Annotated in this window: 20 protein-coding genes; 7 read left to right on the forward strand and 13 right to left on the reverse strand. The window is 72.7% G+C overall.

Annotated elements, in window-relative coordinates; genetic code table 11:
* Nucleotides 1-115: 115 nt before the first annotated feature.
* Together ddaH and ABZ951_RS30900 are read right to left on the reverse strand one after the other, a co-directional pair.
* Nucleotides 116-949 (reverse strand): dimethylargininase, encoded by an 834-nt coding sequence (gene ddaH / locus ABZ951_RS30895; protein ID WP_344095878.1) that lies wholly within the window; start codon nt 947-949, stop codon nt 116-118.
* Nucleotides 950-1,048: 99 nt separating this feature from the next.
* Nucleotides 1,049-1,246, reverse strand: coding sequence for a DUF6243 family protein (locus tag ABZ951_RS30900; protein WP_344095880.1), 198 nt, complete (start codon nt 1,244-1,246; stop codon nt 1,049-1,051).
* Between the two features lie 117 nt (nt 1,247-1,363).
* Here ABZ951_RS30900 and ABZ951_RS30905 point away from each other — a divergent pair, with 117 nt between their 5' ends.
* Both ABZ951_RS30905 and ABZ951_RS30910 read left to right on the forward strand, forming a co-directional pair.
* Nucleotides 1,364-1,972 carry a TetR/AcrR family transcriptional regulator gene (locus ABZ951_RS30905; RefSeq protein WP_344095882.1) on the forward strand — a complete coding sequence of 203 codons (609 nt, stop codon included), beginning with the start codon at nt 1,364-1,366 and terminating at the stop codon, nt 1,970-1,972.
* Between the two features lie 200 nt (nt 1,973-2,172).
* Nucleotides 2,173-2,898 carry a bifunctional DNA primase/polymerase gene (locus tag ABZ951_RS30910; protein ID WP_344095884.1) on the forward strand — a complete coding sequence of 242 codons (726 nt, stop codon included), beginning with the start codon at nt 2,173-2,175 and terminating at the stop codon, nt 2,896-2,898.
* 19 nt (nt 2,899-2,917) lie between these two features.
* Here ABZ951_RS30910 and ABZ951_RS30915 read toward each other — a convergent pair whose 3' ends face one another.
* The 7 genes from ABZ951_RS30915 to ABZ951_RS30945 form a co-directional block, all read right to left on the reverse strand.
* Nucleotides 2,918-3,877: a hypothetical protein gene (locus tag ABZ951_RS30915; protein WP_344095892.1), complete on the reverse strand. Its 960-nt coding sequence runs from the start codon at nt 3,875-3,877 to the stop codon at nt 2,918-2,920.
* A complete protein-coding gene (gene efeU, locus ABZ951_RS30920; protein ID WP_344095886.1) occupies nt 3,777-4,754 on the reverse strand; it encodes an iron uptake transporter permease EfeU in 978 nt (325 codons plus the stop codon). Before efeU ends, ABZ951_RS30915 begins: the two co-directional genes overlap by 101 nt.
* Before the next feature lie 46 nt (nt 4,755-4,800).
* Nucleotides 4,801-6,099, reverse strand: coding sequence for an iron uptake transporter deferrochelatase/peroxidase subunit (gene efeB, locus ABZ951_RS30925; RefSeq protein WP_361281336.1), 1,299 nt, complete (start codon nt 6,097-6,099; stop codon nt 4,801-4,803).
* 9 nt (nt 6,100-6,108) lie between these two features.
* On the reverse strand, nt 6,109-7,242 hold the full coding sequence (gene efeO, locus ABZ951_RS30930; RefSeq protein ID WP_344089656.1) for an iron uptake system protein EfeO: 1,134 nt from the start codon (nt 7,240-7,242) through the stop codon (nt 6,109-6,111).
* A 195-nt stretch (nt 7,243-7,437) separates the two neighbouring features.
* Nucleotides 7,438-8,286 (reverse strand): heme ABC transporter ATP-binding protein, encoded by an 849-nt coding sequence (locus tag ABZ951_RS30935; protein WP_344089657.1) that lies wholly within the window; start codon nt 8,284-8,286, stop codon nt 7,438-7,440.
* Nucleotides 8,283-9,383 carry an iron ABC transporter permease gene (locus ABZ951_RS30940; protein ID WP_344089658.1) on the reverse strand — a complete coding sequence of 367 codons (1,101 nt, stop codon included), beginning with the start codon at nt 9,381-9,383 and terminating at the stop codon, nt 8,283-8,285. Before ABZ951_RS30940 ends, ABZ951_RS30935 begins: the two co-directional genes overlap by 4 nt.
* 1 nt (nt 9,384) lies before the next feature.
* Nucleotides 9,385-10,365 (reverse strand): ABC transporter substrate-binding protein, encoded by a 981-nt coding sequence (locus tag ABZ951_RS30945; RefSeq protein ID WP_344089724.1) that lies wholly within the window; start codon nt 10,363-10,365, stop codon nt 9,385-9,387.
* A gap of 275 nt (nt 10,366-10,640) precedes the next feature.
* Between ABZ951_RS30945 and ABZ951_RS30950 the strand changes: the two genes are divergently transcribed.
* Both ABZ951_RS30950 and ABZ951_RS30955 read left to right on the forward strand, forming a co-directional pair.
* Nucleotides 10,641-12,065 (forward strand): HtaA domain-containing protein, encoded by a 1,425-nt coding sequence (locus tag ABZ951_RS30950; RefSeq protein WP_344089659.1) that lies wholly within the window; start codon nt 10,641-10,643, stop codon nt 12,063-12,065.
* A 110-nt stretch (nt 12,066-12,175) separates the two neighbouring features.
* Nucleotides 12,176-13,822 carry an HtaA domain-containing protein gene (locus ABZ951_RS30955; protein WP_344089660.1) on the forward strand — a complete coding sequence of 549 codons (1,647 nt, stop codon included), beginning with the start codon at nt 12,176-12,178 and terminating at the stop codon, nt 13,820-13,822.
* Between the two features lie 83 nt (nt 13,823-13,905).
* On the opposite strand, the gene ABZ951_RS30960 is transcribed toward ABZ951_RS30955, so the two are convergent.
* Together ABZ951_RS30960 and map are read right to left on the reverse strand one after the other, a co-directional pair.
* Complete coding sequence (locus ABZ951_RS30960; RefSeq protein WP_344089661.1) at nt 13,906-14,568, reverse strand: biliverdin-producing heme oxygenase; 663 nt, start codon at nt 14,566-14,568, stop codon at nt 13,906-13,908.
* A 155-nt stretch (nt 14,569-14,723) separates the two neighbouring features.
* Nucleotides 14,724-15,581, reverse strand: coding sequence for a type I methionyl aminopeptidase (gene map / locus ABZ951_RS30965; protein ID WP_344089662.1), 858 nt, complete (start codon nt 15,579-15,581; stop codon nt 14,724-14,726).
* A 78-nt stretch (nt 15,582-15,659) separates the two neighbouring features.
* Between map and ABZ951_RS30970 the strand changes: the two genes are divergently transcribed.
* Complete coding sequence (locus ABZ951_RS30970) at nt 15,660-15,887, forward strand: hypothetical protein (protein WP_344089663.1); 228 nt, start codon at nt 15,660-15,662, stop codon at nt 15,885-15,887.
* 407 nt (nt 15,888-16,294) lie between these two features.
* Here ABZ951_RS30970 and ABZ951_RS30975 read toward each other — a convergent pair whose 3' ends face one another.
* Both ABZ951_RS30975 and ABZ951_RS30980 read right to left on the reverse strand, forming a co-directional pair.
* Nucleotides 16,295-17,626: an MFS transporter gene (locus ABZ951_RS30975; RefSeq protein ID WP_344089664.1), complete on the reverse strand. Its 1,332-nt coding sequence runs from the start codon at nt 17,624-17,626 to the stop codon at nt 16,295-16,297.
* An 87-nt stretch (nt 17,627-17,713) separates the two neighbouring features.
* Nucleotides 17,714-18,370, reverse strand: a complete 657-nt coding sequence (locus ABZ951_RS30980; protein WP_361281345.1) for a hypothetical protein — start codon at nt 18,368-18,370, stop codon at nt 17,714-17,716.
* A 116-nt stretch (nt 18,371-18,486) separates the two neighbouring features.
* Here ABZ951_RS30980 and npdG point away from each other — a divergent pair, with 116 nt between their 5' ends.
* Nucleotides 18,487-19,191 (forward strand): NADPH-dependent F420 reductase, encoded by a 705-nt coding sequence (gene npdG, locus ABZ951_RS30985; protein ID WP_344089666.1) that lies wholly within the window; start codon nt 18,487-18,489, stop codon nt 19,189-19,191.
* Between the two features lie 82 nt (nt 19,192-19,273).
* Nucleotides 19,274-19,462, forward strand: coding sequence for a hypothetical protein (locus ABZ951_RS30990; protein ID WP_344089667.1), 189 nt, complete (start codon nt 19,274-19,276; stop codon nt 19,460-19,462).
* The last annotated feature ends 109 nt before the right edge of the window (nt 19,463-19,571 follow it).

A 19,571-nucleotide genomic window follows, 5' to 3' on the forward strand; every position in this document is an offset into this window, starting at 1 on the left:
GGTTGTGGCTGAGCTCAGCCACAACCAGCCCGTCCGGCGTTTGAGGACGCGCCCGCAGGGCGCCCGCCGCCGCAGGCGGCAACGACGGGCCGCAGCCGAAGACCCGCCGGAAAGGCTAGCGCAGCTCCCCCGTGCAGCACTTCACGCTGCCGCCCCCCTTCAGCAGCTCTCCCAGGTCCATTCCGATCGGTTCGAAGCCCCGCGCGCGCAGGGGGGCGAAGAGGCCCACCGCCATCTGCGGGAGCAGCACGTGGCGGCCGTCGCTCACCGCGTTGAGGCCCAGGGCCGACGCGTCCTCCTCCGTGGCGATCAGCGCGTCCGGGAAGAGCCGCTCCAGCACGGCCCGGCTGCCGGGTGAGAACGCGCCCGGGTAGTACATGACCTCGTCCCCGTCGAGCACGCACAGCGCCGTGTCGAGGTGGTAGTAGCGGGGGTCGACGAGGTCGAGCCCGATGACGGGGCGGCCGAAGAACTCCTGGGCCTCGGGGTGGGAGAGGGGGCTGCTGCGGAAGCCCCGTCCGGCGAGCAGCCAGGAGGAGGTGACGGCGAAGTCCCCCTCGCCCTCGTTGATGTGCTCCGGCTCGCACACCTCCGCGTAGCCGTGGTCGCGGAACCACCGGGCGTGCACCTCGGCCTCGGCGGCGCGTTCGGGGTGGGCGAAGCGGGCGCCGAGGACCCGGCCGTCGACGACGGTGGCGCCGTTGGCGGCGAAGACCATGTCGGGCAGGTCGGGGCGCGGGGTGAGCTCTTCCACCGTGTGCCCGAGGGCGCGGTAGCGGTCGCGCAGGTCCTCCCACTGGGCGAGGGCGAGCGGGAGGTCGACCGGCTTGTCCGGGTCCATCCAGGGGTTGATCGAGTACGTGACCTTGAAGTGGGCCGGCGGGCACATCAGATAGCGCCGGGGTGTGGCTTCGCGCCGGGGGACGGCGCGGGGTGGGGCAGTGCGCAAGGAGTGCTCCTCACGGTGGTGTTGGGCACGTACGGGGTCGTCGTACGTGCCCAAATCGTCCACGCTCCAAGGACTTTGCGCATGAACCGTACGGGTGGTTTAACCGTGGCCCTCCGGCGTTCCGCCGGTTCCGCCCCGTCCTTCGCGCAACTTCCGCAGCAGTTCCCGCTTCTGGGCGGCGGCGTCCGTGCCGCCGCCGCCCCGGCCGGCCCGGCCGGCGCCGCGCAGTGCGCCGCGGGAGAGGTTGCTGCGGGTGCCGCCGACTCCGAGCATGCCGCCCGCGCTGCCCCGGCTCATGGGGTTCTCCTCTCGTCATTGCGAGACGTCGCGTCTCGCTTCACTCCTCAGGCTGAACGAGACGCGACGTCTTGTCAAGACGATACGTCTCGCCTTCCTTCTCGCTAGGATGCGGGCATGCCCGACAAGAGCCCCGCGAACAAGACGCCCGACGCCACCCGCCGGAGTGAGCGCTCCCGCCGCGCGATCCTCGACGCAGCCCTCGAACTGGTCGGCGAGGTCGGCTTCACGAAGCTGACCATCGAGGCCATCGCCGCCCGCGCCGGGGTCGGCAAGCAGACGATCTACCGCTGGTGGCCCTCCAAGGCCGCGGTGCTCTTCGAGGCGTGCGTCCCCGAGGGCGTCGACCCGGCCGCGATCGAGCTGCCCGATACGGGTGATCTCGAAGCGGACCTCAAGACCGTCCTGCGGGCCACCGTCGACGAGCTCACCAGCGAGCGCCTCGAGGCCGCGACCCGCGCGCTCACCGCCGAGACGCAGAACGACGCGGAGCTCGGCCGCGCGCTCACCGCGAAGGTCCTCGAACCCCAGCTCCAGGCCTACGTGCGGCGGCTCCGGGCGGCCCAGCGGACCGGGCAGGTCGCCGCGGACATCGACCTGCGCATCGCCCTCGAACTGCTGGTAGGCCCGCTGTTCCACCGCTGGCAGACCCGCACCCTGCCGCTCACCCACGCCTACGCCGACACCGTCGTCGAGCTGACCCTGCGCGGCCTCGCCCCCCGCTGAGCTGCCTGCTGAGCTGCCCGTCGAGCCCGCGCCGGGCCCCCGCGGGGCCCCCTGCCGGGCTCCCGCCGGGCCCTGAGCGGAACCTTCCCTTCAACCGGACGAGCGGCCGGTCTCACACTCCTCCGAGCGCTCCGGCGGTCACACCGGGAGCAGGATGGTGGCAGCATTGACCGCAGACCGCGGTCGAAGTGAGGGGATAGATGGAACGCAAGAGCAGGTTCTCCCAATGGCTGCGCCGTCCCAGGAGCGGAGCGGGCGATACGGGCGCGGGCGCGGCATCGGAGGCCGCCCGCGAGGAACTGCTCCTGGCCGCGGCGGCCGCCGGCTTCCCGCTGGCCCCCGCCGCGCACCCGTCCGGGTACGGCTGTTCCTGTGAGCGCATCGGCTGTCCCACGCCCGGCCGGCACCCGGTGTCCTTCGCCTGGCAGACCCTCGCCACCACGGACGCCGAGAAGGTCACCAAGTGGCTGCGCGCCCAGCCGGAGGCCAATTTCATCACCGCCACCGGCATCGCCCACGACGTGCTCGACGTCCCGGCCGAGGCGGGCGAGGCGGCCCTGGCGAAGCTGGACGCCGCGGGCGTCGACGTGGGGCCCGTCGCCACCGTCACCCCCGACCGCATGCTGTTCTTCACCGCCACCCGCGGCACCCCGGACGACGAGGACGAGTGGTGGCCGTGCGAGCTGGACTGCCACCCCGAGACCATGGACGAGCACCCGGGCCTGCGCTGGCACTGCCGGGGAAGCTACGTCCTGCTGCCGCCGTCCCGGCTCGCGGACGACGGGCAGGTGGCCTGGCTGCGGGGCCCGGAGCACCCGCTGCCCGACCCGCTGACGCTGCTGGAGACACTCACGGACGCCTGCGCCCAGTACGCGGGGCGGCGCCCGGGTCACCAGGAGTCGGCCGCCTGGCCGATCGGCCGCTGAGCCCGCGGGCCCCCGCCCGCTACGCGCCCTTGACCGCGGTCACGGCCTCCAGCCGGTTGAGGAAGACGGCCTGCCCGCCCGCCCCCTTCGCCGGGACCTTCACCGCCGACTCCGACACCCGGGTGTAGGTCACGGACCGCTTCAGCTCGCCGGTCAGCAGGGCCTTCGTCCGGGGGTCGGTCAGCTGGGGGCGCAGCCCCTCGGCCATCGTCCGCCGCTCCCGGTGGTGGGCGGTGAAGAAGACCAGCGCCCCGCCGTCCTCGGTGCGCAGCGCCGGGGCGGGGAAGCCGGGGGCCTTCTCGGGGGTGTCGATGAACTCCGTCCAGAACGTCGGCGTCCGGCGGAGCTTGTCGCGCTCCTCGCGCAGCAGCGAGGTCCGCGGCCCGGGCGCGAAGACCTTGCCCTCGCCGGTCCGCAGGTAGTCGGTGTACGCGCCGCTCACCGCGGCCGGGGCGGTGGCCAGCTTCGGGTCCTCGCCCTTGGCGACGGGGACGGCCTCCGCGTAGCCGTCCTTGTCCTTCGCGAACGCGGGCACCTTCGCGGGGGTGAGGATCGACAGGTAGGTGGCCTTCCACGGCTCCTTGACCCCGCCGCGCAGGAAGACCACGAACCAGCGGTTCCTGTCGCGGTTGCTGCGGGTGTCGGCGAGGAAGAACTTCGGCCAGCCGGCCTGCCGGGGGACGGTGAAGCGCGCGTCGTCGAGCACCAGGGGCGGGTACTTGGGGTTGCCGCCGGGGGTGATGGCGTTCTGGGTCCGCATGTCGGCGTGGCCGATCTCGGCGAGCGGGCCGGCCTCGACCCGGGATATGACGTTCGGGTCGAGCTTGCGGTACGCCTCGTTGTAGCCGTCGGTGAACCGCTTGAGGATCTTGGGCGCCTCAGCCCTGTCCACCGCCGGCAGGATCTCCCGCTCGCCGTGCACCGTCACGCACCCGGTCGCCGTCAGCGCCACCGTCAGCACCCCGGCCAGCAGCGGCACCGCCGGTGCGGTGGACGGTCGACGGGGCTGCCGGCGTCTCATCGGGCTTCGACTCCTTGGTGGCTGCTCGGGACGGCGTCACCCTACCCGGCGCGAAAAACAGGAGCAGGGTGGGCACCAGGTACAGCGTCCACACCGTGACCTGCACCCACGTCGGGTCCGCCTGGAAGTTGAAGACGCCCTTGAGGAGCGTGCCGTACCAGCTGTCCGCGGGAATCTGCTCGCTGACGTCGAACGCCTTGTCCTGCAGGCCGGGCAGGAACTCGGCCTCCTGGAGATCGTGGAAGCCGTACGCCAGCACACCCGCCGCGACGACGACGAGCATCGCCCCGGTCCACGTGAAGAACTTCGCCAGGTTGATGCGCAGCGCGCCCCGGTAGAAGAGCCAGCCCAGCACCACGGCCGTGAGCAGCCCCAGCACCGCACCGCCCAGCGGCCGGACGCCCTCGCCGGTGGCCTCCACGGCCGCCCAGACGAACAGGGCGGTCTCCAGGCCCTCGCGGCCCACGGCCAGGAACGCGGTGACGACCAGGGCGGTGGTGCCCATCGCCAGGGCGGCGTCCAGCTTGCCGTGCAGCTCCCGCTTCAGGTGCCGGGCGGTGCGCCGCATCCAGAAGACCATCCACGTCACCAGGCACACGGCGAGGATGGACAGCGAGCCGCCGAGCAGCTCCTGCGCCTCGAAGGTCATCCGCTGCGAGCCGAACTGGAGGAGCGCGCCGAAGGCCATGCTCAGCAGGACGGCGGCGCCGATGCCGAGCCAGACCGGTGCCAGTGCGTCCCGGCGTCCGGTCTTCACCAGGTAGGCGACCAGGATGCAGACGACGAGACTGGCCTCCAGCCCCTCGCGCAGACCGATCAGATAGTTGCCGAACACGCGGCTTCCCCTTCCGTGGAGAGACTGCCGGCGGCAGGACCGCCGGTCATGCGAACAGCGCCTTGCCCCACCAGTCGTCCTTGTCGCGGACGCCCGGCGGCACGGCGAAGACCGCCGAGCCCACGTGCTGGATGTACTCGTTGAGGGAGTCCTTGCGGGCCAGCCGGGTCTGTACCGGCACGAAGCCGTCCCGTACGTCCCGCTGGTAGGCGAGGAAGAACAGGCCGGCGTCCAGCCGGCCCAGCCCGTCCGTGCCGTCGGTGAAGGAGTAGCCGCGGCGCAGGATCGTCGCCCCGCTGTTGCTGTCGGGGTGGGCGAGGCGCACGTGCGCGTCGGGGAGCATGGCCTTGAGGTTGGGCTCGTCGCGCTCGCGCCGCAGACCCACGGGGGCGCCCTCGGCCTTGTCCCGGCCGAAGATGTCCTCCTGCTCCTTGAGCGAGGTGCGGTCCCAGGTCTCGATGTGCATCCGGATGCGGCGTGCGACGAGGTACGAGCCGCCGGCCATCCAGGCGGGGCCGTCCTTCTCGCTCACCCACACGTGCTTCGCCAGGGCGGCGTCATCGGTGCCGGAGATGTTCCGGGTGCCGTCCTTGAAGCCCATCATGTTGCGCGGCGTCTGGGCGTCGGGGGTCGTCGAGGACGTCTTGCCGAAGCCCAGCTGCGACCAGCGGACGGCGGCCCTGCCCATGGCGATCCGGGCGAGGTTGCGGATCGCGTGCACCGCGACCTGGGGGTCGTCCGCGCACGCCTGGACGCACAGGTCGCCGCCGCTGCGCGCCGCGTCGAGGTTGTCGCCGGGGAAGGCTGGCAGGTCGATCAGGGCGGGCGGGCGGCGGGACTTCAGCCCGAAGCGGTCCTTGCCGTCCTTCTCGAACAGGCCGGGGCCCACGCCGAAGGTCAGCGTCAGCCGGGACGGCTTGAGGCCGAGGGCCTCGCCGGTGTCGTCCGGGGGCAGTTCGGCGTTGTCACCGATCGCCCCGGTGCCCACCTCGCGGCCGGCCGTCATCCGGGCGGCGGCGGCCGTCCACTCCCGGAGCAGCTTGACGAGCGCGTCCCGGTCGGTGGTGGTCACGTCGAAGGCCGCGAAGTGCAGCCGGTCCTGCACCGCCGTGGCGATGCCGGCCTGGTGGGCGCCGTGGAACGGCACCGCGTCCCCGGTGGCCGCCGCGGGCCGGGCGTCGTCACCGGTGCGCAGCGCGGCCGCGGCGCCGCCGGCGGCGGCCGCGCCGAGCGCGAGCCCGGCACCGCCCCAGCCGAGCAGCGAGCGGCGCGAGGGCGCCGCCCCGGTCTTCCCGGCGGCCCCGGCGGTCTCCCCGGTGGGCTCCGCGGTGGTCTCTTCCGGCATCTTTGCCCCCTACTTGGCGACGGCGCCGGCGAGCTTGGACAGCGGCTCGGCGAGGGCGTTGACCGCGTCAGAAAGCTTCTTGCGGTCGTCCTTGCCGACGGTGTCGTACGCCTTGAACCCGTCGCCCTCGCGGTAGTCGCCGAGCAGCTTCTTCAGCTCCGCGAACTGCTTGTCCAGCTCCTTGGCGAGCGCGGCGTCGTTCTTGGCCGCGACCGGCTTCAGCAGCGCGTAGGACTTCTCGGCGCCCTCGACGTTGGCCTGGAAGTCCACCAGGTCGGTGTGGCTGTAGCGCTCTTCCTCACCGGTGACCTTGCCGGTGGCCACCTCGTCGAGCAGCTCCTTGGCGCCGTTGGCCATGCTGGTCGGGGTGATCTCGGCGGTGCCGACGCGCTTCTGCCAGTCGGCGAGGTCCTTCATCAGCTGGTCGGCCAGCTTCTTGTCGTCCTCGGTGATCTTCTTCTCGTCCCAGAGGGACTTCTCCAGCTTGTGCCAGCCGGTCCACTGCTGGTCCTTCTCCAGGCCGTCCTCGCGGACGTCGACCTTGGGGTCGATGTCACCGAAGGACTCGGCGACGGGCTCGGTGCGCTCCCAGCCGATGCGGGAGGGGGCGTAGAGCTTCTTCGCCTCGTCCAGGTCGCCCTTCTTGACGGCGTCCGCGAACTTCTGCGCCGCCGGGACCGTCTCGTCGGCCTGCGCCTGGACGTAACGGCGGTACTCGGCGACGGCCATGTCCAGCTCGGGGCTGGACTTCTCCGCCTTGTCGGCACCGGTCACGGTGATCTTCTGACGAATGCCGTCGCCCTTCATTCCGGGCTTGCAGGCGATTTCGTACGAACCAGCCTTCTTGATCGTCGCGGTGATCTCCGCCTTGGTGCCGGGGCCGATGTTCTCGCGCTCGGTGACGATCCGGTCGCCGGGGGCGTAGACGTAGACCTCGGTGACCTTGGAGCCCTTGTTCTCCACATTGATCGTCACGTGGCCGGCGGGGAACGAGGTCTTCGACACCTCGCACGCGTCGTCGGTGGCCTTCACCAGGATCGCGTCCGCGCCCGAGGAGCCGGACTTCTCGGCGCAACCCGCCACGGCGGTCAGGGCCGTTGCGACCGCGACGGCGGCGACGACGGAGGAGCGGAGGGCTCGCATGCGGGCTCCAGGCAGGGCTCGGTGAGACGGATACGGCGAATCGGCGGGTACGACGAATACGGCGGGAAAAGGGGCGCCCGATTCGGTAGGGCCGAAAACGGCTGGAACGGCCGAAAACAGCCTGGCCGAATTAGGCTGCCCTAACTTATCCGAGGCTTGCCTGTGGTGTTCCCGGAATGGTGAGTGATTTCCCTCTCAGACGGCAAAACCTTGCCCGTCGCGTCGCGGGATCACCAGGGGGTCCCCGGTCCGAGGATGATCAATTACCTCCACCGGGTGCGCGTAGACGCGGCTGAGCAATTCCGCGTCGAACACCTGGGACGGCGGGCCGTCGGCGGCGACGCGCCCCTCGTGCAGCACGGCGACGCGGTCCGCGTGGGCCCCGGCGAGCCCGAGGTCGTGCAGCACGACCACCACCGCGTCCCCCGCCGCCGCGCGCGCCCGGCAGACCCGCAGCACCAGCTCCTGGTGGCGCAGGTCCAGGGCGGCGGTCGGCTCGTCGAGCAGCACCAGCGGGGTGCGCTGGGCGAGGACGCGGGCCAGGGAGACCCGCGCCCGCTCGCCCCCGGACAGCGCGGCGAAGGACCGCCCGGCGAACCCGGTGACCTCGGCGGCGGCCATCGCCTCACGCACCGCCTCCTCGTCCTCGTCCTCGGCGGGGGTCCCGGCCCACGGCGCGCGCCCCATCCGCACCACGTCCTCGACCGGGAACGGGAACGACAGCTCGCTCGCCTGCGGCAGCACCGCCCGGCGCAGGGCGAGTTCGCCCGGCGTCCAGGCGGCGGCCGGGAGGTCGTCGATCCGCACCTCGCCGGACTCGGCGGGCAGGTCGCAGGCCAGGGCGGCCAGCAGCGTCGACTTGCCCGCGCCGTTGGGCCCGACGAGCGCGAGCACCTCGCCGGCGGCGACCCGCAGATCGACCTCGGACAGCACCGTCCGGCCCGCCAGCCGCACCCGCAGCGCGCGGGCCTCGGCCCGGGGCGCCCCGAGGGGGCGGGGGAGGGGGAGCCGGCGGGCCCGGGACCGGAACAGGGACGTGCTCACGCCCAACCCCCCTGCCTGCGACGGGTCCTGCGCAGGAGCCAGAAGAAGAACGGACTGCCGAACAGGGCCGTCAGCACGCCCAGGGGAAGCTCCGCCGGCTGGGCCGCCGTGCGGGCCGTGAGATCGGCGGCCACCAGGACGAGGGCGCCGCCCAGGGCGCTGCCCGGGACGAGGAAGCGGTGCCCGGGGCCCGCCGCCATGCGCAGCAGGTGCGGCACCAGCAGGCCGACGAACGTGACGATGCCCGCCACGGCCACCGCAGCCGCCGTCAGCAGCGCCACCACGAGGACCAGCACCAGGCGCAACCGCTCCACGTCCACGCCCAGGTGGCGCGCCGGGCGCTCCCCGAGGGCGAGGAGGTCCAGCTTGCGGGAGTACAGGGGCGCGAGGGCCAGCCCGGCCAGGGCGCACGGGAGCACGGCGAGCACCTTCGGCCAGGTGGCCTGCGCGAGCGAGCCGAGCTGCCAGAAGGTGATCTGGGTGATCTGCGCGCTGTCCGCGAAGAAGACGCACAGCCCGATGAGGGCGCCCGCGAAGGCGTTCACCGCGATGCCGGTGAGGATGAGGGTGACGACCTCGGTGCGGCCGCCCGACCGGGACAGCGCGTACACCAGCAGCACCGTGCCGAGGCCGCCCGCGAACGCGCAGAGGGTGATCGTCCAGTTGCCGAGGAAGGTCAGCCCCAGGGCGATCGAGGCGACGGCGCCGACCGCCGCGCCCGCGGAGATGCCGATCACGCCCGGCTCGGCGAGCGGGTTGCCGAACACGCCCTGCATCAGGGCCCCCGCGCAGCCCAGCGACGAGCCGACGAGCAGGGCCAGCACCACGCGCGGCAGCCGGACGTTCCACAGCACGCTCTCGCCGACCCGGTCCAGCTCCGCGCCGCCGAGGCCCGTCCGGTGCAGCAGGGAGCCGAGGACGTCTCCCAGCGGGATGTCGTAGGCGCCGACCCCGGCGGAGAGGAGGGCCAGCAGGACCAGGGCGGCGGCCATGCCGGCGGTCAGGAGCGCGGGGGTGCGGGCCCGCCGCGGCCCCGGCGGGACGGGCTCCCCGGCGGGGCCGCCCTCGGTGGTGGCGGCCTCGGTCAGGACGGCCATGTCACTTGCCCTTCGCGTGGATCTGCTCGATCAGGGACGCGAGGACCGTGTCGGTGCGCGGCCCGAAGTTCAGCAGCACGCCGTCGTCGACGGAGGCGATGCGGCGGTCCAGGCCGGCGGGGGTCTGCCCGACGCCGGGGATCTTCAGCAGGCCGTCCACGCCGCCGACGGACGCCAGGCCCTTGCTCATCACGAGGATCACCTCCGGGGCGGCCTTGGCGAGGGCCTCGCTGGTGATGGGGGTGAAGTCCTTCTTCAGCCCCGACCGCGCCCCCGCGTCGACGCCGCCGGCCGCCTCGATCAGCGAGTCCGCGCCGGAGCCCGCGCCGCCCAGCAGGTAGACGGACGCCGAGCCCCGCAGGTAGAGGAAGGCGACCCGCGGCTTCTTGCCGGCGTCCGCGGCGTGCGGGATGTTCTTCTTCGCCGCGTCGAGGCGGTCTTCGGTGCGGCGGCGCAGCGCGTCGCCCGCGTCGCGGACCCCGAGCGCGGCCGCCACCTTGCCGATGCGCGGGCCGACGTCCTCCAGCTTCTTCGCCGGGTCCAGGACGACCAGCGGGACGCCCGCGGCCCGGATCTGCTCGACGGCCTCGGCGGGACCGGTGGTGGGCTCCGCGAGGACGAGGTCGGGCTTGAGCGAGAGCACGCTCTCCGCCGAGACGTCGTGCGCGCGGGTGACGACGGGGAGCTTCTTCGCCTGCTCGAAGGTGGCGGTGACGTCCCGGGCCACGACGTGGTCGCCGAGCCCGAGAGTGAAGACGATCTCGGAGAGCGCGCCGGTGAGGGGCACGATCCGGTCGGTGGCGCGCACGGTCACGTCGCGACCGTCGGCCGACCGCACGGTCGCGGGGAGGGTGGTCTTCGGGGCCGTCAGCGGCTCGACCCGGTCAGCCGGGGCCTCCTTCTTGCTCGCACCGCCGCCCTGCGCCGCCGAACTGCCCGACGGGCTGCACGCGGTGAGCCCGGTGAGAGCGACGAGACTGATGACAATGGCCAGAAGTGGCAGCAGGGCGGCGCGTGCGCGGACGTAGCGTGGGGTACGTATCGCCGTACCCGCGGACTGCCGTTGAAGCACGGTTCCTGCCTTTCGCTCCGGCCGGGGGTTCCGACCTGACGCAATGTAGCTTAGGTTAGCCTTACCTAAATCGCCATGCCTCCGGTGGGGCGCCACGGTGATGTCCGTCCGCCGTACCGCTGTGTCGTCCCGTGCCCTGTCGCGTCCCGCGTCCTGTCACGTCCCGCCCGGAAGGGGTTCCTCCGATGCTGTCGTCCAGACCCGCCCGCGCCCCGGTCGTCGCCCTCCTCGCGGCGCTGCTGGCCGCCCTGGTGCCGGCCGCCGCGCACGCGGCGGAGCGGCGGGAGGTCTCCGGCGGGCGGCTGGACTGGGGCGTCAAGTCGTCCTTCCAGGCCTACGTCACCGGCCCGATCGCCGGCGGCAGCACACAGCTCCAGGGCGGCGCGGCGACGGTCGGCGGTCAATTCCGCTTCCACTCGGCCAAGGGCTCCTACGACCCCGGCAGCGGCGCGTTCGAGGCCGGGTTCTCCGGCGGAGTGCGCTTCACCGGGCACAAGCGGTCCGACGGCGGCTACGAGCTCGACCTCACCATCAGCCGCCCCACCGTGCGCCTCTCGGGCAGCGGCGGCACGCTCTACGCCGACATGAGGAGCAAGGCCAAGGGGTCGGGGCAGGTCACCACGGCTTCCCGGGTGCCCCTCGCGGCGCTGGACCTCTCCGGCGTCGACCTCCGCGGCGGCGGCAGCGCCGTCACCCTCGCCAATGTCCCCGCCACCCTCACCGCGCAGGGCGCGAGCGCCTTCGCCGGTTACTACACCGCGGGCACGGCCCTGGACCCCGTCGCCCTGTCAGCCGATGTCGTGGCGGCGGCCGCGAAGCCGGCGCCGCCGAGCGCTTCGCCGTCCGTTTCCGCTTCCGCTGCTGGGGCGGCCGGGGAAAAGACGGGCTCCAAGGGCGAGTTCACGGGTGCCGCGGTCGACTGGGGCGTGCGGCGCTCCTTCCGTGAGTACGTCACCGGTCCCGTCGCCCAGGGCTCCTGGAAGCTGACCGACGGGGCCCGGGACGGTGGCGCGCTGTTCCGCTTCCCCGGAGGCAAGGGCACCTACGACGCGGAGGCGAAGAGCCTGGACGCCGCCTTCGACGGCACCCTCCGCTTCACCGGCAAGCACCTCGACCTCACGCTCGGCGCGGTCAAGGTGGCGGTGAAGGACGGCAAGGGCACCCTGTCGGCGGACGTCTCCGGCAGCGGGGGCGGCACGGGCAAGGGCGTACCGCTCGCCACGTTCGCCGCCACCGGCGTCGAGGAGAAGGACGGGCTCGTCTCCGTCGCCGAGGCCCCCGCCGAGCTGACGGCCGAGGGCGCCAAGGCGTTCGGCGGCGTGTACCGGGAGGGCACGGAGATGGACCCCGTCTCCCTTGCCGTCCCGATCGACGGCAAGGCGCCCTTGCCGGCGTTGCCGGACCTCGGCAGCGGCGCGGCTTCGCCGGGGCCGTCCCCGTCCCGGTCCCCGGAGGCCGCGAACGCCTCGGTCACGTCGGAGCCGGCCGGTTCGTCGTTCCCGGTCGTGCCGGTGACGGTGGCGGGTGCGGCCCTCCTGCTCGCGGCGGCAGCGGCGTATGTCGTGGTCAGCCGCAAGCGTCGGTCGTCGGCGGGTACTTCGGCCGACTGACTCCCAGACTCCGCGCCGGCCGCGGCCCCCCTCCTCACCGCGCAGCGGCCGGCGCGGACCATACCCTTCTGTCACGGCTCTATCTAGAACTATCTAGGAGACAAGCTCAGATGACCGCCATCTCACGCCGTTCCCGCCTCGGCAGAAGCGGCGCGCTCGCCGTCCTCGCGACGGCGACGGCTTTGGGCGCTACCGCGCTGACGGGTACCGCGTATGCGGAAGAGGCCGTGCGGACGACCGCTGGAACACCCGACGCGAGCAAGGCGCAGAAGCGCCAGATCACGGGCGGCACCCTGGTCTGGGGTGTGGAGCAGACGTTCCGTAAGTACATCACCGGCCCGATAGCCATGGGCAAGGTCGAGGTCGCCGAGGGGGCGACGCAGGCTCCGGACAACGGTGCCTTCACTTTCCCCGGGGCCGAAGGAACGTACGACGAGTCGACCCGGGCTCTCAAGACCACCTTCAAGGGCAGCGTGAACTTCCTCGGCCACCAGCACGGCCAGGCCTGGATGCTGGACCTCAAGTTTTCCGACTGGCAGGTCAGCGCCGCCGCCGACGGCAAGGGCGGCAGCATCACCGCCGATGTCACGGATGGGGGCAAGAAGACCCACGACGATCTCTCCATCGCCACGTTCGAGCTCCCGGCCGCCAAGGCGGGCACGGACGAGGTCACCTATGCGGACATCCCCACGAAGGTGACGGAGGGCGGTGCAAAGCTCCTCCGCAAGTACAAGGTGAATGACCCTTTCGACGCGGCGACCCTCTCGCTGAAGTTGGGCGGTCCCGTGTCGGAGCCGGTGGAGCCTCCGCCCTCCAAGGAGCCTGCGAAGTTCCAGGACGGCAACCTCGACTGGGGTGTGAAGAAGAAGTTCCGTGAGTACCTCACCGGCCAGATAGCCGAGGGCAAGGTCGAACTGTCCGACGGGGCCAAACACTCCGGCATCGGCTACCGCTTCGGCAAGGGTGAGGGCACGTACAACGCCGGCACCGGCGTTCTCAGCGCGGACTTCCATGGGGCGGTCCGTCTCACCGGGCACAAGGGCCAGCTCGACCTGAAGATCAGCAAGCTCCACATCGAGACGGCCGACAACAAAGGCACGCTCACCGCCGACGTCTCCTCCAAGGACCGTACCTCCGGAAAGGTCCTCACCGAACAGAAGCTGCCGCTCGCCGATTTGGACCTGTCCTCGGGCGCCTTTACGTCCAAGGACGGGGTGGTGAGCCTGTCCGCGATCCCGGCGAAGCTGAACGAGAAGGCCACGAAGGTCTTCGGGCAGTACAAGGCCGGCGAGGCACTCGACCCGGTGACGATCGCGGTCGCCGTCGACCCTGCGGCCAAGCTGCCCGAAGCCCCCGCCTTCGATAACTGCGCCGACGCGGTGGCCTTCGGGGCGGCCCCCCTGCGCAAGGGCGACTCCGGCTTCTCGGCCAAGCTCGACAGCGACGGCGACGGCGTGGCTTGCGAGACGGGCAAGAGCACGGGGACGGGTACGAGCACGGGAACGGGGTCGGGCGCCAAGACCGGCGCCACCGGATCGCTTTCAAACACCGCTGCCACGACCGGTGGCACCACGGGCGCCGCTACGACCGGCGGCACGACCGGCGGCACGACCGATACCGCCACCACCGGCTCTTTGGCTAACACCGGTGCCAGCACCCCCACCGGCCCCCTGCTCGGCGCGGCCGGGGCGCTCGTGCTCGTGGGTGGGGCCGCCACCTACGTCGCCCGGCGCCGTCGCGCGGGCGACCACGGCTGAGCACCCCCCGAAAAACCACCCGCGCCCGCCGGTACGGTCACCGGCGGGCGCGGGCCCTCGTCGTCACAGGGCGCGGCGCGCCCTCACGCGCTGAGCGGGAACTCCCGGCCCAGCGCCTGGAAGACCGCCGTGTTCAGCGCGAACGCGCGCTTGCACTCGTCGATGACCCGCTGCTTCTCCAGGTCGTCGACCGGCAGGGCGTCCAGCAGCTCCCGGTACTCCCGCTTGAACGCGGCCGGGTTGCCGATGCCCTCGAAGACGTAGAAGCGGACGCCATCGCCCTTGCGGGTGAAGCCCCACGTCTTCTCGGCCGTGCCGCGGATGATCTGGCCGCCGGAGAGGTCGCCCAGATAGCGCGTGTAGTGGTGGGCCACGTAGCCGGCCGGCCAGTCGCGGGCGCACTCCTCGACGCGGGCCGCGTACGCGGCCGTCGCGGGCAGGGGAGCGAGGCCCTCGCGCCAGCCGGGGCCGCCCAGGTGGGCCAGATCCCGCTCCAGCTCGGCGGTGCGGGCCAGCTCGGGGCGTATGAAGGGGCCCGCCACCGGGTCGGCCGCGAGGGCCTCCGACGCGGCCTCCAGGGAGCGGTAGACGAACCAGAGCTGCTCGGTGTAGCGCCGGTAGGCGTCGACCCCGAGCTTGCCGCCGAGCATGTCGCTCATGAACGACGAGTTCTCGGCCTCCGTGTGCTGCTCGTGCGAGGCGGTGCGGATCAGCGTGGAGAACGGCGTGGTGACGGGCGCGTCCAAAGCGGACCTCCGGAGGCCGAGGGCGGGAGCGGGCGGGGACGGGCGCGACCGGGGAACGCTGCCGCGCCGACACCGTCGATTCTCTCTAGTTAGGCTTACCTAAGTCAATTGCTTGCCGACGTGCTGTCGGTAAAACCTTACCGCCCCGGCCCGCCCTACGGGAGGGTGAGGATCTCCGCGCCCGAGTCCGTCACCACCAGGGTGTGCTCGAACTGCGCCGTCCGCTTCCGGTCCTTCGTGACGACCGTCCAGCCGTCCTCCCACATGTCGTACTCGTACGTCCCCAGCGTCAGCATCGGCTCGATGGTGAACGTCATGCCGGGCTCGATCAGCGTGTCGTGGTGAGGGCTGTCGTAGTGGGGGACGATCAGGCCGGAGTGGAAGGACGAGTTGATGCCGTGGCCGGTGAAGTCGCGGACGACGCCGTAGCCGAAGCGCTTGGCGTACGACTCGATGACCCGGCCGATGATGTTGATCCGGCGGCCGGGCTTGACCGCCTTGATCGCCCGGTTCAGGGCCTCGCGGGTGCGCTCGACCAGCAGGCGGGACTCGTCGTCGACGTCGCCGCACAGATAGGTGGCGTTGTTGTCGCCGTGGACCCCGCCGATGAAGGCCGTCACGTCGAGATTGACGATGTCGCCGTCGCGCAGGACGGTCGAGTCCGGGATGCCGTGACAGATCACTTCGTTCACGGACGCGCACAGCGACTTCGGGAAGCCGCGGTAGCCCAGCGTCGAGGGGTAGGCGCCGTGGTCGCACATGTACTCGTGCGCGACCCGGTCCAGCTCGTCCGTCGTCACCCCCGGCGCGATGAGCTTGGCCGCCTCCTCCATCGCCCGGGCGGCGATGCGGCCCGCGATCCGCATCCGCTCGACCGTCTCGGCGTCCTGGATCTCGGGACCGGTGTAAGGGGTGGGCATCTTCTTGCCGACGTACTCGGGCCGCGGGATGGAGGCGGGTACGGGTCGGACGGGGGAGAGCGTCCCCGGGGTGAGAAGCGACTGGCCAGACATGTCTGCGAGTGTATCGAGGGCCCATCGGGGACCATGTGGGCGAGAGCCCATGGGAGCGAGCACGTGGAGGAGGCCAGGATGGCCCTGTTCAAGCGGCGCACGGCCGGCAAGGCGGGCGAGTGGTACTACTGCCTCAAGCACGGCACGGTCGAGGAGGGCCCGGAGTGCCGGGCGGCGGACCGCTTCGGCCCGTACGCGACGCGCGAGGAGGCCGCCCACGCGATGGAGACGGCGCGCGACCGGGAAGAGGAATGGCGGGAGGACCCCCGCTGGAACGACACGGCTCCGCCGGGCCGGGACGACTGACGGCGTCGGCCGGGGGGCGCCCCTGATCTCCGCCGGTGGCCGGGCGGCCTGGGGGCCGTGACTCCACTCCTCCGGCACCGCCGGTTACAGCGTGGGGGTTGTTCGCCGTCGCGGCGGGAAGAAATGGCCGTTCCCGGCCGGGGGGGGTGCCGCACCCTGAGCTCCGCCGCGACGGTGGCCCGCCACGGTGGCGTGGTCCGGCGGTGCCGGGCGGCCTGCGGCCGTGGTTCCACCCCTCCGGCAGGAGGTTCGGCACCGCCGGTTACCGCGCGGGGGTTCCTCGCCGTCGCGGCGGGAAGGGGCGGCCGTCCCGGCCGGGGGGGGGGGGCGGCGGTGCCGGGCGGCCTGCGGCCGTGGTTCCCACCCCCTCCGGCAGGGGGCGGTGGCTCCACCCCCTCCGGCAGGAGCTACGCGGCCTCCGTCACCTCCGAGCCCGCCGCACGGCGCCCCCGCATGCGGGCCGCGTGTTCGTCCGTCCGCTGGTCGTACGACATCAGCTTCGGCAGGGTCAGCGCCAGCAGGCCCACCGAGGCCACGCACGCCAGGCCGCCCGCCCATACCGAGGTGCGGACGTTGGTCAACGTGGCCATGCCGCCCGCGCGGACCTGGCCTATCTGGGGGCCGACCGAGTACGAGAGCATCTCGATGCCGGCGAGGCGGCCGCGCAGTTCGTCCGGGATGGTCTGGTCCCACATGGCCGAGCGGAAGAGACCGCTGACCATGTCGCAGCCGCCCGCCACCGCCAGGAACAGCAGCACCAGCCAGATGTTGTGCATCCAGCCCGCCACCGCCATCGCCGCGCCCCAGCCGATCGCCGCCCACACCACCATCCGGCCGTGCCGGTGGACGCGGGAGGCCCAGCCGCTGGTCAGGCTGACGACCAGGGAGCCGACCGCGCCCGCCGCGTACATCAGACCCAGCGCCCAGGGCGCGTCCAGGTCGTCGGCCAGGAACGGGAAGATCGCGGTGGGGAAGGCGAACAGCATGGCCGCCAGGTCGACGGCGTACGTGCCCAGCAGTTCCTTGCGGCTCCACGCGTAGCGCGCGCCTTCCAGGATGCCGCGCAGCGACGGCTTGTCCGCCTCGTGCGAGGCGGGGGAGGGCGCCAGGCCCACCAGGAGGGCCGCGGAGATCGCGTACGTGGCGATGTCCAGGGCGTAGGCCCACGGCAGCCCGGCGAAGGCGATGATCACGCCCGCCAGCGACGGGCCCGCGATGGCGCCCACCTGCCAGCGCATCGAGTTCAGGGCGGTGGCCGCCGGCAGCTGCTCATGGGCGACGATGCGCGGCACGATCGCCTGCATCGCCGGGCGCTGCAGCCCGGCCAGGGCGCTGGTCAGGCCCGCGACCACGTACAGGGGCCAGATCATCGGGTCCGGCAGCAGCGTGTTGAGCAGCAGGAGCGCCGACAGGACGCCGAGCCCGGCCTCCGTCCACAGGATCAGCTTCCGGCGGTCGACCGCGTCGGCCAGGGCACCGCCGTACAGACCGAAGACGATCAGCGGGACCAGCTCGACGGCCCCCACCGCGCCGACCGCCAGCGCCGAACCCGTCAGCTCCTTGAGCTGGAGCGGCACCGCGATGAAGGTGAGAAACGTGCCGAAGACGGTCACGAGCCCCGCCACCCACATCCGGCGGAAGTCGCGGGAGGAGTGCCAGGGCGTCAGGTCCGGCAGCAGCGCGCGCAGGCGGGACGGGGCAGGAACGGGGGAAACGAAGGGGGGATCGTGATCGGTCACGGGAGACCATGGTGCGTAATCGGGCGATCGCGGGCAAACGAATTACCTGGCCGGCCCGGGAAATGAGCAAAGGCGCGCCCCCGCGTGCTACCAGGGCGGCGGCGGTGGCGCCGTCAGCTGGTCCGCGAGCCGGGCCAGCCGGTCGCGGAACCGGCGCCGGCCGTGCCCCGGGGGCGGGCTGTTCTCCCCGGCCGCGGCGCTGACCAGGTGCTGGACGGTGTCGAGATCGAGCTCGGTCGACGTCGAATCGCAGGCGGCGGCGGGCGAGGGCACGGCCGGCACCGGGGGCGCGGACAGCGTGTCGTGGGCGAGGGAGCGCAGCTCGGCGGCCGCCGCGTCGCCGGCGCCGTCCAGGGCCAGCACCGTCGCCCCGCCCCGCCGGGCGTCGTGCACCCGCTCCAGCAGCCCCTCGCCGGGCGCGTCCGCCGTCACCACCAGGAGCGTCTCCCCGCGCCGCACCCCCTCCAGCCGGCCCAGCCCGACCGACAGGTGGGGCGCCGCGCCCGGCGGCACCCGGTGGCGGACGAGCGTGGGGGACAGCTCGGGCAGCCCCGACCAGGCGGCCTCGTCGTCCAGGTGGGCGGCCAGGTGCCACGGCTCGTACGCCGCGCTCCCGACCAGCAGCAGCCCGCCCTGATGGCGGGTGACCGAGGTCCTCAGCGTGCCCGCGAACCGGCGCGTGGAGCGCAGCCACTCCGTCCCGGCGAGCACTTCGCGCAGCAGCGCGACGCGTACGGCGTCCATCCCCGCATCGTGGCGCAACCGCCGCGCGCGGGGTGCCGGTTGCGGCCCGGCCTCACCCGTACGTGCTCCGGGGCGGGGCCGCGGCACCGCGGAAAGGGCGTGACAGTATCGCTGTCATGACTACTTCTGACGACGCCAAGAAGGCCCCCGCGAAGGACCCCTGGGACCTTCCCGACGTTTCCGGCCTGGTGGTCGGTGTCCTCGGCGGCACCGGTGACCAGGGCCGCGGCCTCGCCTACCGGCTGGCCAAGGCCGGCCAGCGGGTGATCATCGGTTCGCGCGCCGCGGAGCGCGCGCAGGCGGCCGCCGCCGAGCTCGGTCTCGGCGTCGAGGGCGCCGACAACGCCGAGTGCGCCCGGCGCAGCGACATCGTGATCGTCGCCGTGCCCTGGGACGGCCACGCCAAGACCCTCGAAGCGCTGCGGGAGGAGCTCGCGGGCAAGCTCGTCGTCGACTGCGTCAACCCGCTCGGCTTCGACAAGAAGGGCGCCTACGCCCTGAAGCCGGAGGAGGGCAGCGCCGCCGAGCAGGCCGCCGCCCTGCTGCCGGACTCCCGCGTCACCGCGGCCTTCCACCACCTGTCCGCCGTGCTGCTCTCCGACCCGGAGATCGCGGAGATCGACACCGATGTGATGGTCCTCGGCGAGACCCGGGCCGACACCGACATCGTCCAGGCCCTGGCCGCCCGCATCCCCGGGATGCGCGGCGTCTTCGCGGGCCGGCTGCGGGGCGCCCACCAGGTGGAGTCGCTGGTCGCCAACCTGATCTCCGTCAACCGCCGGTACAAGGCCCACGCGGGGCTGCGCGTGACGGACGTCTGACCGCCCGCGCGCCACCGCGGCGGCGTGGGGGACAATGGCCGGGATCGTCATGACTCGTGCCCCGGCAAAGGAGCCGTCCCCCATGCCCCGCCTCGCCCTCTACGCCCTCGCCGTCTGCGTCCTCGCGGTCGCGGCGGCCGTCGTCTCCTTCGCGCAGGGGAGCTGGCTCGGCATCGTGTGGATCCTGCTCGTGGGCGTCTCGTCCAACATCGCCTGGTACTACGTGCGCAAGGCGAAGAACGACCGGGCCGCGGGCGCTGCGCGCGGCTAGCGTTGTCTTTGTCTTTGGCTGCGGGTCGTTCCGGGGTGCACCACCGCTGCGCGGCGGTGTCCTCAATCGCCGGACGGGCTGGTTTGGGCTGAGCTCAGCCCAAACCAGC

Origin of the sequence: Streptomyces sp. NPDC046215 (assembly GCF_040646215.1) — a bacterium.
Lineage (GTDB): Bacteria > Actinomycetota > Actinomycetes > Streptomycetales > Streptomycetaceae > Streptomyces > Streptomyces stramineus.